The organism is uncultured Streptococcus sp. (genome assembly GCF_963536705.1).
Classification (GTDB): Bacteria; Bacillota; Bacilli; order Lactobacillales; family Streptococcaceae; genus Streptococcus.
Genome location: NZ_CAUTAP010000014.1, coordinates 45,767 through 59,737, shown reverse-complemented (window position 1 = coordinate 59,737; position 13,971 = coordinate 45,767). Strand labels below are relative to the sequence as shown.

Annotated in this window: 12 protein-coding genes and 1 riboswitch; of the genes, 4 read left to right on the top strand and 8 right to left on the bottom strand. The window is 46.4% G+C overall.

From position 1 onward, the window contains the following. Window positions 1–13: 13 nt before the first annotated feature. On the bottom strand, window positions 14–877 hold the full coding sequence (locus RWX26_RS08720) for a mechanosensitive ion channel family protein (protein ID WP_002896584.1): 864 nt from the start codon (window positions 875–877) through the stop codon (window positions 14–16). Between the two features lie 143 nt (window positions 878–1,020). Here RWX26_RS08720 and sstT point away from each other — a divergent pair, with 143 nt between their 5' ends. Further along, on the top strand, window positions 1,021–2,238 hold the full coding sequence (gene sstT, locus RWX26_RS08715) for a serine/threonine transporter SstT (RefSeq protein WP_314580931.1): 1,218 nt from the start codon (window positions 1,021–1,023) through the stop codon (window positions 2,236–2,238). Between the two features lie 64 nt (window positions 2,239–2,302). On the opposite strand, the gene RWX26_RS08710 is transcribed toward sstT, so the two are convergent. The 7 genes from RWX26_RS08710 to RWX26_RS08680 form a co-directional block, all read right to left on the bottom strand. Next, window positions 2,303–3,640, bottom strand: a complete 1,338-nt coding sequence (locus RWX26_RS08710; protein WP_227970013.1) for a sodium:alanine symporter family protein — start codon at window positions 3,638–3,640, stop codon at window positions 2,303–2,305. A gap of 85 nt (window positions 3,641–3,725) precedes the next feature. Continuing rightward, window positions 3,726–3,818, bottom strand: a riboswitch (glycine riboswitch). Window positions 3,819–3,985: 167 nt separating this feature from the next. After that, the gene (gene trxA, locus RWX26_RS08705; RefSeq protein WP_314580926.1) at window positions 3,986–4,300 is read right to left on the bottom strand and encodes a thioredoxin; all 315 of its coding nucleotides are present in this window, start codon (window positions 4,298–4,300) and stop codon (window positions 3,986–3,988) included. Window positions 4,301–4,384: 84 nt separating this feature from the next. Continuing rightward, the gene (locus tag RWX26_RS08700) at window positions 4,385–5,803 is read right to left on the bottom strand and encodes a C69 family dipeptidase (RefSeq protein ID WP_314580922.1); all 1,419 of its coding nucleotides are present in this window, start codon (window positions 5,801–5,803) and stop codon (window positions 4,385–4,387) included. A gap of 104 nt (window positions 5,804–5,907) precedes the next feature. Next, window positions 5,908–6,552, bottom strand: coding sequence for a GNAT family N-acetyltransferase (locus tag RWX26_RS08695; protein WP_314580919.1), 645 nt, complete (start codon window positions 6,550–6,552; stop codon window positions 5,908–5,910). 10 nt (window positions 6,553–6,562) lie between these two features. Continuing rightward, window positions 6,563–8,896, bottom strand: coding sequence for an endonuclease MutS2 (locus RWX26_RS08690; RefSeq protein WP_314580917.1), 2,334 nt, complete (start codon window positions 8,894–8,896; stop codon window positions 6,563–6,565). A gap of 54 nt (window positions 8,897–8,950) precedes the next feature. Then, a complete protein-coding gene (locus tag RWX26_RS08685; protein WP_002903748.1) occupies window positions 8,951–9,502 on the bottom strand; it encodes a CvpA family protein in 552 nt (183 codons plus the stop codon). Window positions 9,503–9,512: 10 nt separating this feature from the next. After that, a complete protein-coding gene (locus RWX26_RS08680) occupies window positions 9,513–9,803 on the bottom strand; it encodes a hypothetical protein (RefSeq protein ID WP_002896593.1) in 291 nt (96 codons plus the stop codon). Between the two features lie 188 nt (window positions 9,804–9,991). Between RWX26_RS08680 and rnhC the strand changes: the two genes are divergently transcribed. From rnhC to RWX26_RS08665, 3 genes are read left to right on the top strand one after another with little or no spacing between them, the layout of a single operon-like run. Continuing rightward, a complete protein-coding gene (gene rnhC, locus RWX26_RS08675; RefSeq protein ID WP_314580914.1) occupies window positions 9,992–10,882 on the top strand; it encodes a ribonuclease HIII in 891 nt (296 codons plus the stop codon). Between the two features lie 3 nt (window positions 10,883–10,885). Beyond that, window positions 10,886–11,515 carry a signal peptidase I gene (lepB, locus tag RWX26_RS08670; protein WP_314580911.1) on the top strand — a complete coding sequence of 210 codons (630 nt, stop codon included), beginning with the start codon at window positions 10,886–10,888 and terminating at the stop codon, window positions 11,513–11,515. A gap of 59 nt (window positions 11,516–11,574) precedes the next feature. Continuing rightward, window positions 11,575–13,941, top strand: a complete 2,367-nt coding sequence (locus RWX26_RS08665) for an ATP-dependent RecD-like DNA helicase (RefSeq protein ID WP_314580908.1) — start codon at window positions 11,575–11,577, stop codon at window positions 13,939–13,941. Window positions 13,942–13,971: the final 30 nt, after the last annotated feature.

The following is a 13,971-nucleotide window of genomic DNA, read 5'->3' as shown; positions in this document are numbered from 1 at the left end:
TTCTAATCAATAATTACTTGCCTTTTGAAAGAGGTCCAAGCGTCGGAAGCTCAATCCCTTCTCGCAAAAGCGCCTCATGGTAAAGACGGTAGAAGATATGGTAAATAGAAATCTGCATGCCTCCCTGCACTATCATGCTAATACGGAAGTTGAACTGGCCATTTGAAGCCATCTGCGGCCCCAAGATATTCGGCTCTTTAAGAATCTCTGGATGTTCTGGAACAGCTTCTTCATTGACCTTGGCAATGATGCGGTAAATCTCGTCCAAATCCGTCTGGGCATAAATGGGAATGTCAATCAGAACCCGCATATCTCCACGAGACAGATTGCTGACAACCATGATATTGCGGTTTGGCACAAAATGAAGCGTTCCGTCCGCGTCCCGTACCTGCGTCGTCCGAATCCCGACACTGATTACTGTTCCAGCGATGTTGATAGGACCGTTAGTCAGGCGGACATTGTCACCAACATCTAACTGCCGCTCGAGAAGAATAAAGAAGCCATTGACTAGATCCGACAGGAAGCCCTGAGCTCCCATACCGATCGCCACACCGGCAATCCCCGCACCAGCCAAAAGACTGGAAACCGGCAGTCCCAAGATGGATAAAACCCAGTAAATCAAGAGGAAATACAAGACATAATTAAGCAGATTCTCAATCAGCCGAGTAATGGTTTTCTGTCTGGCTACATCCTGCTTGGATAGCTTGAGAGAGGGAGCAATGATCTTGGTCACTGACAAATGCAGGATTTTCTTAACGATGTAAAATAAGATAAAAAGCAGAAGTAAAGAGACCAGCTTGGAAAAAAGGTCATCTGCAATCTTGCTCCAGTCAAACTGCTGGATATAGCGGGAAAAGACATTTCCGGTCTTAGACATAGGCTACCTCCAAAAAGATTACTACCATTATACCACAAAGACCAATCTGCATGGACATAGAATGGTTAGCATGACCTAGCATTGCTTTCGCCCTCTTTCTATCGTATAATAAAATAAGTATCTAAGACAAGAAAGGAACTTACATGGTCCATCGCTTCATCACTATTTGGAATAAAACCAATCTAATCAAGCGGATTTCCATTGGTATTGGCATTGGTGTCCTGCTGGCTATCACCTTTCCCCAAGCACAAGCCATCGGACTTCTGGGCCAAATCTTCGTTGGCGGCCTCAAGGCCATCGCTCCGATCCTCGTCTTCGCTCTGGTGGCAAATGCCCTGTCTCAGCAGCAAAAGGGGCAAAAAAGCAATATGAAGACGGTCATCTTGCTTTATCTTCTGGGAACCCTTGCGGCTGCCTTGGTAGCGGTTCTGGTCAACTTCTTCTTTCCAATTAGCATAGAGTTGGCTTCGTCCTCCCAAAAAGTTTCTCCGCCAGATGGAATCGGACAAGTCCTCAGCAATCTTCTGCTTCAGCTGGTGGACAATCCCGTCAACGCCCTCATCACCGCTAACTACATCGGTATCCTGTCTTGGGCTGTTATCTTTGGAATTGCCATGCGAGAAGCTAGCCACCACAGCAAGGAACTGCTCCAAACCTTGGCAGATATCACTTCTAAGATTGTCGAGTGGATTATCAATCTAGCCCCTCTTGGCATTTTAGGCCTGGTCTACACGACCATTTCCGGCAAAGGCTTCCAGGCTCTAAAAAGCTATGGTATCCTGCTGCTGGTCTTGATAGCCAGCATGCTGATTGTCGCTCTGATTATCAATCCTTTGATTAGCTTTATCATGCTGCAGAAAAATCCTTATTCCTTGGTCTGGCGCTGTCTACGAGTCAGTGGTGTAACTGCCTTTTTCACGCGCAGTTCTGCGGCAAACATACCCGTCAATATGAAACTCTGTCGGGAGCTAGGACTCAATCCAGAGACCTACTCAGTCTCTATTCCTCTGGGAGCCACTATCAACATGGCAGGGGCTGCTATTACTATCAATACCCTGACCTTGGCTGCTGTCAATACGCTGGGTATCCGGGTTGACTTTGGCACAGCTCTAGTTCTCAGTGTCGTAGCAGCAATTTCTGCCTGTGGGGCTTCCGGTGTAGCTGGCGGGTCTCTTCTGCTCATTCCAGTCGCTTGCAGCCTCTTTGGGATTTCCAATGATTTGGCCATGCAGGTAGTCAGCGTCGGCTTTGTCATCGGTGTCATTCAGGACTCCTGCGAGACAGCCCTCAACTCTTCTACTGATGTCCTCTTTACAGCTGTGGCCGAGATGAGCAGCTGGCCGAAAGAAAAACGCTATTAATTTCAACAAAAACCTCTAGACTTCCATCATTACAGAAAGCTAGAGGCTTTTTTATGTGCGAAAATTAGTTCTTTCGATGCTTGGCAAAGTATTTCTTTGTTTCACTGATAACAATAGGAGAAAGCACCAGAAGAGCGATTAAGTTCGGCAAGGCCATGAGGGCATTGACAATATCTGCAAGAATCCAGACCGCCTCTAGACCCACAAAGCCACCGAGAACAATCATAAGGACAAAGAGCAGGCGATAAACGCGGATATAGCGCACCCCAAAGAGAAATTCAAAACAGCGCTCGCCATAGTAGTTCCAACCTAAAATAGTCGTAAAGGCAAACAGAACTAGAAAGACTGAAAGCAGAACCGGACCAAAATTAGCAAAAACACTCGCAAAGGCTGCCTGAGTCAGGGACACACCGTTGAGATTGCCATCCCAGACCCCTGTGATTAAAATCGTCAATCCTGTCAGGCTACAGATAATCAGGGTGTCAATAAAGGTTCCGGTCATGGAAATCAAGCCCTGTTCTACCGGTTCCTTAGTCCGAGCTGCCGCCGCTGCAATGGGCGCTGATCCCAAGCCAGATTCATTGGAGAAAACTCCACGCGCGACCCCATTTTGAATTGCCATCTGGATGGTCGCACCGGCAAAGCCACCGACAGCAGCCGTCTGGCTAAATGCTGAGCTAAAGACCAGCTGGAGAGTCGGCAGCAGACGATCGAGATTAACCGCTAAGACAGTCACAGTCCCCAAGATATAAATAGCCGCCATAAAGGGCACAACCTTGGTCGATACTCGAGCAATAGACTGGATACCGCTGAAAATAACCAGAGCCACCAAAATAGCCAAGATAGAAGCTGTCACAGCTGGAGGCAGCTGAATGGTATTCTGCATGGCCTCTGTGATGGAATTGACCTGCGTAAAGGTCCCAATCCCCAAGAGAGCCACCAAGATACCAGCTATCGCAAAAAAGATGGCCAGCGGGCGCCATTTCTCGCCCATTCCTAATAGGATATAGTGCATGGGACCGCCCGCCATAGCGCCATGAGCATCCTTGCGGCGGTACTTGATAGCTAAGAGGCCTTCGGCATACTTCGTCGCCATCCCAAAGAAAGCAGCCACCCACATCCAGAAGAGAGCACCCGGTCCACCCGTTTTAATGGCTGTTGCCACTCCGATGATATTTCCCGTTCCCACCGTCGCGGCTAGAGCCGTACAGAGAGCCGCAAAGCTCGAGACATCGCCCTGATGCTCCTCGTCTGATACAAAGATTAGCCGAAAGGCACGCGGAAGACGAAAAATCTGCAACAAGCCTAGACGCAGACTGAGATAGATACCAGTACCAACCAGCAAAATGAGCAGGGGCGGACCCCAAACAAAAGAATCCAGACGATTCAATATTTCCAACATGATATAAACTCCTTTTCACACCGAGAAAAAGAAAGAGCACATGAAAAACATGTACTCTGGATGTGCTGGAGTAGGGAAATCCCTGCCTCTTCGCTCTGTCCTTTTACCTGAGAGTTTGAGCGGTTCTAAACCGCCTTGCCCCTTCGGTGCCATTCATGGTCTCTCCAGAGTTCCGTCCATTTCACAGTCAGAGGTGCCCGCCTCTTTCTGAAAAACTTCGTTCGGTGTTGATTATTAATTTTCTATTATTCTAAAAGAACATTCGCCTTTTGTCAATATTTTATAAAAAAATTTAAGCATGTAAACGTTTTTTTATACAAAAAAAGAAGCCCAGAGGCTTCTTACTTAGCTTAATTCAGCGATAATAGCCTTGAGCTGGTCTTTAGTATGAACACCTGCGACTTGCTTAACGACTTGACCGTCTTTCTTGAACAGAAGGGTCGGAATGGACATAATGCCAAATTCGCGGGCAGTATTCGGATTTTCATCCACATCCATTTTGAGGATTTTCAATTCGTCTTCATGAACTTCCCCTGCCAACTGCTCCAAGATAGGTGACTGCATACGGCATGGACCGCACCAAGTTGCCCAAAAATCAATCAGAACCAGTCCGTCTTTTGTTTCTTCTGCGAATGTTGCATCTGTAACTGCTACTACCATAAATTTTCTCCTTTAATAGCTTACTTTTGATAACATTTTACACCAAAAGCAAGAGAAAGAAAAATATTTGCTACGGGTAGGATCTTAGTCACTCAGTGAGAAATGGTTGGTCATGAGATTGCTGGCATCCAAGAGAACTTTCTCCAAGAGCCGGTCTGTCGCTTCTTGCACCTTGTCGCTCATAGCTTGATTTTCAGCTTCAAAGTCCACATCCTCGCCCTTAGCCAGAGCTCGATCTACCCGACCGATCATCTCATGACCCCAGGCCATGATCTTTTCCTGATAATCATCCAAGTCTCCGACATGACTGCTAAAATGAGCATCAGCCAGACCAGCAATCAGGCGATTGGCCCAGTAGAAGGAATCCGTCGAAACCTTGTCTGTCGTGTTGGCAAAGTAGTCTGGCGTTGTTGAGACTTGAGTAAAGAAAGGAACAGCTGTATTGTAAGGCATGGAGCCGTAGGATAGCCACTGGATGCCCGTTGTTTCCTGCGGTTGATTAGGGCGCAGCTGTAAGATAGCTGTCTGACTGGTCCGATTGATCCCAATGGTCCGAAAGGCCCGTCTGCTGTGGTAATCTCCCTCTGCTCCATAAGGATCATAAGGCGAATCCTGATAGTGACTGCTCAGGACATACTTGACATCTTCGATTGTAATCTTGCGGTAAGGCTTACGACACCAAGGAATGAAGAAACTTCTTGGATCTTGCTCCGCTTCTGGATTGAGAAAACGCTGGATATCCCAAGCTCGCGGTGTATTGTAATGGCGGTCCTTATCCTTCTGGCTGCCAAAAGCATAGCGGGGATTGAAACCCTCGTCCGAGTAATTCAGATTGAGATGGTTTTCCTCAATAAAGTTTTTAAGATTTGGATGACAGAGGAAGTGCTCAGGATTGTCAAATTCAAAATAATCGCTGCCCAGCTGATTGGGATTGGTCACATAGGCATCATCCGGCACGCGCCGCGCCATCCAATGGTGGCCGCCAATGGTTTCCAGCCACCAGATTTCATTGACATCTGAGATTGCAATTCCATTGGACTCATAAGTGCCGTACTTCTCTAGGATTTTCCCTAGACGAAGAACCCCTTCGCGAGCTGTCTTGATATAGGGAAGAACCAGCGTAAGGATATCTTCCTCGCTGATACCTGACTCTACCAAAGGGTCAGCCCCCAGTACGCGGCTGTTGGTCGTAATCGTTTCCGTTGCGCTGACAGCAACATTGTAGCTGTTAATCCCGGCTGCTCCCCAAATTCCATCTTTGGGAACTGCGTCTGGCACTGCCGTATAACGGACTGGATTATCTGGCAACTCCATCTCAAAAGATGTCAAAACTGACTGATAATGGCGTGGCTGGTCTTGTGGCTCCACTACAACAAATTTCTTGGGCGTAAAGACCCCGTTTTGTGAATCCTCTGTACGAGCCACAATGGTTGAACCGTCGTAACTGGCTTTCTTGCCTACCAAAATAGTCGTGCAAGAACCTGATGCGTGTTTTAATCTCATTATTTAATTTACCCTCCGAAACACTTTATGCTGCTTACATTATAGCAAAAAGCAGGCCCTCATAAAAGGACCCGCTGTTATCTCTCGCTGAAACTTCTAATACCCTATTCGATTTTCAAGACATAGGTATGTTCCTTGTAAAGCTCATCAATCTCAAAATGCTCCAAATCTTCTTTCCTTGAGACAATATAATGTCCTTCTCTTTGATAATAGCCTAAAGGATTTCCTGACTTATCTGTCAGACAGATTGTCTGCTGCTTAGTATCAACGCTGAAAGAAAACGGTCTTTGATCTTTGGAGCGTCCGACAACTAAATAATCTTGACAAATCAGCTTGCCGCCCCACTTCTGATAGAGGTGATTTGCCTGCTCTCCGTCTCTGGTAAAGATGACCAAGGCCTCAACTTTCTTTTCATGCAGCTGCTCTCGAGCAGTTTGAAAGAGTTGACTGGCTATCCCTTGATTCTGAAAATCAGGATGGACAGCCAGATTAGCGAAGTAAGCTATCTTTTCTCCCGGATAATATGCATAAGAATGACTTGCCTCTTCGGTGTAAATCCCAATATCTAGAAGCCCCACAACCTGATCATCTTCCACTGCTATGAGCTCAATCGAATCTTGGTAAGGCTCTTCAGTAAACTCATCCTTGCTGCGGCTCATATCATCAAAGAAAGGCGAAAAGAGATAACTCAAAGCCTTTGTATAAATCCAACTTTTCTCATAAGTCGAGTCATAGATTTGTATTTTCATTTCTGGCCTCTTACTTAAATATCACAATCGTTGCACCGCTGCCGCCAGCATTTTGCGGAGCATAGCCAAAAGACTTAACGTGCTTGTTGCGGCGGAGGTATTTTGTCACTCCTTCACGGATGACGCCGGTCCCGATACCGTGGATAATATCCACCTGAGCCATGTTATTGAGTAGGGCCTGATCGATAAAGGCATCCAGCTCTTCCATGGCCTCTTCGTAGCGTTTACCGCGCAGATCTAGCCTAGCTTTCGGTCCAGCAGTATTAGCCCGCTTGACCACATTGACCTGCTTGCGCTTAGGTTGCTGCTCCTTTTCAGCTTTGAGTAAGTTGAATTCCTGCTCATCTAGTGTCATCTTGATAAGACCGACCTGGGCTTCCCAACGACCGTCCTTGAGTTGCTTGACCAAGGTTCCCCGCTGACCATAGCTGGTGACTAGGATATCATCTCCCACCTTGGGCGCCCGATTTTTCTTGGCCTGCTTGAGCACCTTATTCTTTGATAAATCAACGGTTTCTGGTGCCAACTTTTTAAGCTGAGACTTGGCTTCAATAATCTCATGCGGTTTGAGACTGGATTTATCATGGAGATTTTTGAGAATGCTCTCACTCTCTGACAAAGCCAAATCAACGATTTCCTGGGCTTCCAACCGTGCCTTATTCAGCTCGGTTTCCTTTTCTCGGTTAAACTCATTATAAAGTTTTTTGAGGGCTCGGTTAAATTTGAGATTTTCCTGCTCCACCTCACGGATATTATCCAAGCGCTTGCGGCTTTCCAGCGTCTGCTCCTCTAGTCGCTCAATGATTCGATTGACATCGCTGTCTGTGTTGGTCTGCTCTTGGGCATGGCCAACGATAACTTCCGCCAAGCCCAAACGTCGAGCGATTTCAAAGGCATTGGAGCGACCAGGCACTCCCTGCATAAAGCGATAGGTCGGTCTTAAACTATCTGTATCAAACTCCATGCTGGCATTTTCCACCCAGTCCGTCTCAATCCCATAGGCTTTGAGCTCAGGATAGTGGGTCGTCGCCATGGTTTTAATCTGCCTTAGCCGCAAGTCTTCCAAGATAGCAATAGCCAGAGCTGCTCCCTCCTGCGGGTCAGTTCCAGCTCCCAGCTCATCCAGCAGAACCAGACTCTCGCTATCAACCTGCTCTAAAATAGAGACGATATTAGTCATGTGACTGGAGAAAGTCGACAAACTCTGCTCAATGGACTGCTCATCACCAATGTCTGCAAAAATCTGACTGAAAATCCCGACGCGACTCCCCTTGTCCGCCAGAATCGGCAGACCTGACTGGGCCATGATCTGAGCCAAGCCCAAGGTCTTCAGCATGATGGTCTTACCACCGGTATTAGGCCCGGTAATGACAATCTCTGTCAAGTCTGGCCCAAAATGCAAATCATTAGCCACTGCATTTTCAATCAGGGGATGACGGATACTAAGCAGTTGGATGTCCTGCTCTTCCGACAGGTCAGGCACCACCGATCCCGTCTCCTGCATGAAGCGGATCTTGGCACGCACTAGGTCCAGATGTCCGATAATCCAAGCATTGTTGGCAATTTCAGCTGCATGGGGACGGAAGAGGTCAGATAATTCCTGCAAAATCCGCTGAATTTCATAACGTTCGTCCGCCCGACTGCTGGCAATTTCTTCGTTGAGATTGACAACTGCTCTAGGCTCGATATAGACGGTATTGCCGCTAGCAGAAATATCGTGAACCACACCAGAAATGCGGTTGCGGTAGGTATTTTTCACGGGCAGCACATTGCGGCCATTCCGGCTGGCTACTACCTGATCCACCAGCATTTCTCCCTTGTTTTTGAGAATCTCTTGCAGAATTTCCCGCACCTGGTTTTCATTTTCTTGAATTTTTCGGCGGATACGGCTCAAACTTTCGCTGGCAAAGCTTTCAATAAAGCCGCCATCATTCACAGCCTGCAGACTTCCTTGCAGCTTAGGGAAAACAACTAGATTCTCAAACAGACGGTCCAGCTTTTCCAAGTGCACATTTTCCAAGTCATCATAAAAGGACTTGAGTTCCTGAGTCACAGCTAAGACGCGCTTGAGAGCCAAAAACTCCTCAATATTCAAGTCGCTTTCCAGCTCTAAGCGCTTGGTCAAGGCAGTGATATCCTGGGTCGCAACCAGACTAAAGTGCGGATGCTGCACAAAAATCTGCTGCATATCTGTCATTTCCAGAAAAGCCGAGGCCACCGTCTCCTTCTTGCTAGTCGGCAAAAGCAGGCCCAGCTCCAGCTGCCCCTGCTCGGTCAAAAGATAGGGAGCAAAAAGTTCTTTAATCTTGCTAAATTCTAAGGTTTCTAAAATTTTTGTGTTCATAACTTTCTTTTCTAGTAAAAAAGAACCCAGCTAGCAGGCCAACTGAGTCGTCTTTTATCCGATAACTTGATTCACCCAGAGATCTTTGAGGATATTGGATGTGATAGGGGTATACTTGACAATAAAGCGAATCATGAAGCTGCTGTTGAGCCGCTCCTGAACCATCTCCATCGGCACCGTCGCTAAAATAGTCAGGCACATTCCCAAAACAAAAATAGAGATGCAAACAGCGATGGCTCCGCTGGTCACATTGTACCATTTGGTATCTAGCTTATTGGGGTAGGGAATCAGATTCGCAAAAATCCCAAAAAAGCGACCAAGGATGTAGACAGCTGTAAAAATAATGAGATAGGCCAAACCAGCATAAAAAACCTGATCCAACTGAAAGAGCTGGGAGCTAGGGAAAAAGTAGGTCGAAGAGCCCTGAGTCGCGCTGGCATAAGGCACCCAAAGACTGATAAACTTGGCCAAGCTCTTATAAAAAGCTCCAGCTACCAGCATGGAAACCATGGTCGCAGCAGCATAATAGCCCTGCAAAACAATGCCACGCGAGTAGCCGATATAAAAGCTCCAGGCCAATATTAGTAAAATAATAATAGAAAACATTATTTCTCCTCTATTTACCCGACTTTTCTCTCAAATCACTGAGCATTTTGTGACGAAAATCTTCTAGTTCTTTTTCTTTGTCATCAAACTCAATCTCTCGACTGAGTTGAGTAGACAGGCTATTGACCGCCAGCAAAATCGCCAGGACTTCATCATCTGCCGCAGGCATCTGCTCTTTGATAGCCTTATATTTTTCCTTTGCTACCCGTTCCACTTCTTCCATAAAGAGATTATCGTGTTCTGTTGTTAGAGTTAAGGTCTTGTTTCCAAATGTAAATTTATATCGATTCAAATTTGCCATAAAATCACCTCATTGTATTATATCAAAAAAGAAGCCCTTTGTCAGTTATAAAAACACTTGGAACTAGACAGGGACTTTCTTTTTCATCTTTTTTGACATAGCAAACAGTGATGCTCTCCTACAAAATTTTTGTAGGATTTTCAATCTTATGACTTTCGACTTTTCCATTTTATGGTACAATAGGGGGTATGGAAAGTATCACCCTCAGTCCCAAACAGCAAGAAATTCAGGCTTTTGTTGAGAAATATCAGAGCCAGCTGGCTCCCAGCAAGAACCCACATATTCAATATTTCTTCCGGCTGGATCAGGCGACGGTCAGTGTCTTTAGCTCTGGAAAAGTTCTCTTTCAAGGGGCAAAAGCTGCTCACTACGCTGGCTTTTTTGGCCATCAACCAGAAAAATCCAGTTCTAGTGCTGCTTCTCAGAATTTTGCCCTCATTGGGACAGATGAGGTCGGCAACGGCTCCTACTTTGGAGGTCTAGCCGTCGTAGCCTCTTTCGTCACTCCAGACCAGCACGACTTTCTGAGAAAACTGGGTGTCGGTGATTCTAAAACCTTGAACGATAGCAAGATTCGCCAACTAGCGACGGTCTTGAAAGAAAAGATTGCCCATCAAGCTCTGCTCCTATCGCCAGAGAAGTATAACGAAGTCATCGCTTCTGGCTACAATGCTGTCTCTGTCAAGGTAGCCTTACATAATCAAGCTATCTACCTACTGCTGCAAAAAGGTCTAAATCCTGAAAAAATCGTCATCGATGCCTTTACCAGCCAGCAAAACTACAATAAATACCTAAGGCAGGAAAAAAATCATTTTCCAAATCCGGTAAGTCTGATTGAAAAGGCTGAAGGAAAATTTCTAGCTGTTGCGGTCAGCTCTATTATCGCTCGTGACCTCTTTCTGGAAAATCTAGAAAATCTCAGTCAAGAGTTAGGCTATACCCTGCCTAGCGGAGCCGGAAGCAAGAGCGATCACGTTGCCAGTCAGATTCTTCAAGCCTATGGAATGGCCGGTCTGCAGCATTCTGCTAAACTTCACTTTAAAAATACTGAAAAAGCACAAAAAATTCTAGAAAGGTAACCTATGAAAAAATCAAATCCTGTCCTCACATTTCTCAAAGAATGGGGCCTCTTTCTCTTCTTCATCTCTGTCATTATCCTATCACGGCTCTATCTCTGGTCCCCTGTAAAGGTAGATGGCCACTCTATGGACCCTACGCTGGCCAATGGGGAATATCTACTTGTGCTTAAATATCAGTCTATTGACCGATTTGATATCGTTGTTGCCACTGAAACAGATAAAGATGGAACAACCAAGGAGATTGTCAAGCGGGTTATCGGTATGCCGGGTGATACTATTCAGTATGAAAATGATACTCTTTACATCAACGGTAAAAAAACAGACGAGCCTTACCTGACAGACTACATCAAAAAATTCAAAGAAGACAAGCTCCAATCCACTTATACTGGGGATGATTATGATGACAATGGTGAGTTTTTCAGAAAACTCGCTGCTCAGGCTCAAGCCTTCACTGTTGACAAAGATGGCAGTCCTGTCTTCACCATCAAGCTTCTAGATGATGAATACCTGCTTCTGGGTGACGACCGGATTGTTTCCAAGGACAGCCGACAGGTTGGTGCCTTCAAAGCAGAACAAATCCAGGGCGAAGCCAAGTTTCGCTTCTGGCCGCTGCTGCCTTTTAAGACCTATTAAGCATATCGAACTCAGTTGAACGTCAGCTGGGTTCGTTTTAAAAGAAGAACCTATAAACTATGGAATTTTACTTTTCAGGAACGATTGAACGCATTATTTTTGAAAATCCCAGCAATTTTTTCCGTATCCTGCTCTTAGATATTGAGGATACAGATGCCGAGGATTTTGAAGATTTTGAAATCATTGTCACCGGATCCATGGCAGATGTCATGGAAGGCGAAGACTACACCTTCTGGGGCAGTCTTGTCCAGCACCCAAAATATGGCCAGCAGCTGAAAATTTCCCGCTATGAGCGTGCCAAACCCAGCAGCAATGGCCTAGTAAAATACTTCTCCAGCGACCATTTCAAGGGCATCGGGGTCAAGACTGCTCAAAAAATCGTCCAACTCTACGGAGAAGATACCGAGGACACCATTGATAAGATTTTAGCAGAGCCGGAAAAGCTGACTCAAATAAACGGCTTGGCAGCTAAGAACCGCGAGGCCTTTGTCGCCAAGCTCAGACTTAACTACGGAACTGAGATGGTACTAGCCAAGCTGGCAGCCTACGGCATTCCCAACAAGCTGGCTTTTCAAATCCAGGATACCTACAAGGAAGAAACGCTGGATATTGTCGAAAAATTTCCCTATCAGCTGGTAGAGGATATTCAGGGAATCGGCTTTAAAATCGCTGACCACTTGGCAGAAGAACTGGGCATCCAAAGTGATGCCCCTGAGCGTTTTCGGGCTGGCCTTGTCCATACTTTGCTGACCCAGTCTATGGAGCGGGGAGATACTTATGTTGAAGCTCGTGATTTACTAGAGCATACCATCGAGCTCTTAGAAAGCTCACGCCAAGTGGAGCTGGACCCTAGTCTAGTCGCTGATGAGCTGGCCCATCTGATTGAGGAAGATAAGGTCCAAAATGTAGAGACCAAGATCTTTGAAAACAGCCTATTTTTTGCTGAAGAAGGGATTAAGAGCAATCTGGTCCGTCTGCTGGAAAAAGGAGAGCAAGACTGCTTTGACGCAGATAACATTACTGCGGCTATCCAGCAAGTGGAGGAAAGCTCCGGCATCTCCTATGACAGTATCCAAAAAGAAGCCATCCGTCAGGCTATCAATCAGAAGGTCTTTATCCTAACCGGCGGACCGGGTACTGGAAAAACTACGGTTATCAACTGTATCATTGCAGTCTACGCCCAGCTTCGCGGTTTGGATCTGCGAAAGGTCAATGATCTGCCGATTCTGCTAGCAGCTCCCACTGGACGTGCTGCTCGTCGCATGAACGAATTGACCGGTCTTCCTAGCGCTACTATCCACCGCCACTTGGGGATGACTGGCGATGATGATACCAGTCATTTGGATGATTATCTGGATGCTGATTTTATCATTGTGGATGAATTTTCCATGGTGGATACTTGGCTGGCTAATCAGCTGCTCAGCAATATCTCCTCTCAGACCAAGCTCTTGATTGTCGGAGATGCGGACCAGCTGCCCTCTGTCAGTCCAGGTCAGGTACTGGCGGACTTGCTGCAGATACCAACTATTCCACAGACTAAGCTGGAAACCATCTATCGGCAGAGCGAAGAGTCTACAATTGTCACACTGGCTAGCCAGATTCAGAAGGGCATTTTACCAGCAGACTTTACAGACAAAAAAGCGGATCGCTCTTATTTTGAAGCTAGAAATGAGCATATCCCGCCTATGATTGAGAAAATCGCTAGCGCAGCCATTCGCAGCGGTATCCCAGCTCAAGATGTTCAGGTATTGGCACCTATGTATCGGGGGCCAGCCGGTATCGACCAGATTAACAATCTTATGCAAAATCTCATCAATCCTGTAGAGAAAGATGAACTGACCTTTGAAGCTCCCGACTGTCAGTATCGCCAAGGAGATAGGGTTATCCACTTGGTCAATGATGCTGAAAGCAACGTCTTCAACGGTGACTTAGGCTATATCAGCGACCTGCTGCCTGCTAAGTACACCGACTCCAAGCAGGACGAGCTAACCATTAACTTTGATGGCAATGAACTTGTTTATCAACGCAGCGAATGGTACAAGATCCGCCTAGCCTACGCCATGAGCATTCACAAGTCTCAGGGCAGTGAGTTTCCCGTGGTTATCTTGCCCATCACCAAGAGCAGTCACCGGATGCTGCAGCGCAACCTCATCTACACTGCTATCACCCGCGCCAAGAGCAAGTTGATCTTACTTGGGGAAAAAGCAGCCTTTGACTATGCCGTCAAAAACACCGGTACCGCCCGCAAAACCTATCTGAGAGAGCGTTTTGAAGACCTTCAGTCTCCTCCAGAACTTGCCCACAGTCCTGTGGATAGCGTGGAAAAAGCTGTGGAAAACTATGTTCTGACCGAAGAAAATTTCCTGAAAATCGACCCCCTAATCGGCCTGACCGAGGAAGATATCCACAGTATATTTAGCACATAAATAAAAAGGCTGGGACAGAATTAAATTTTT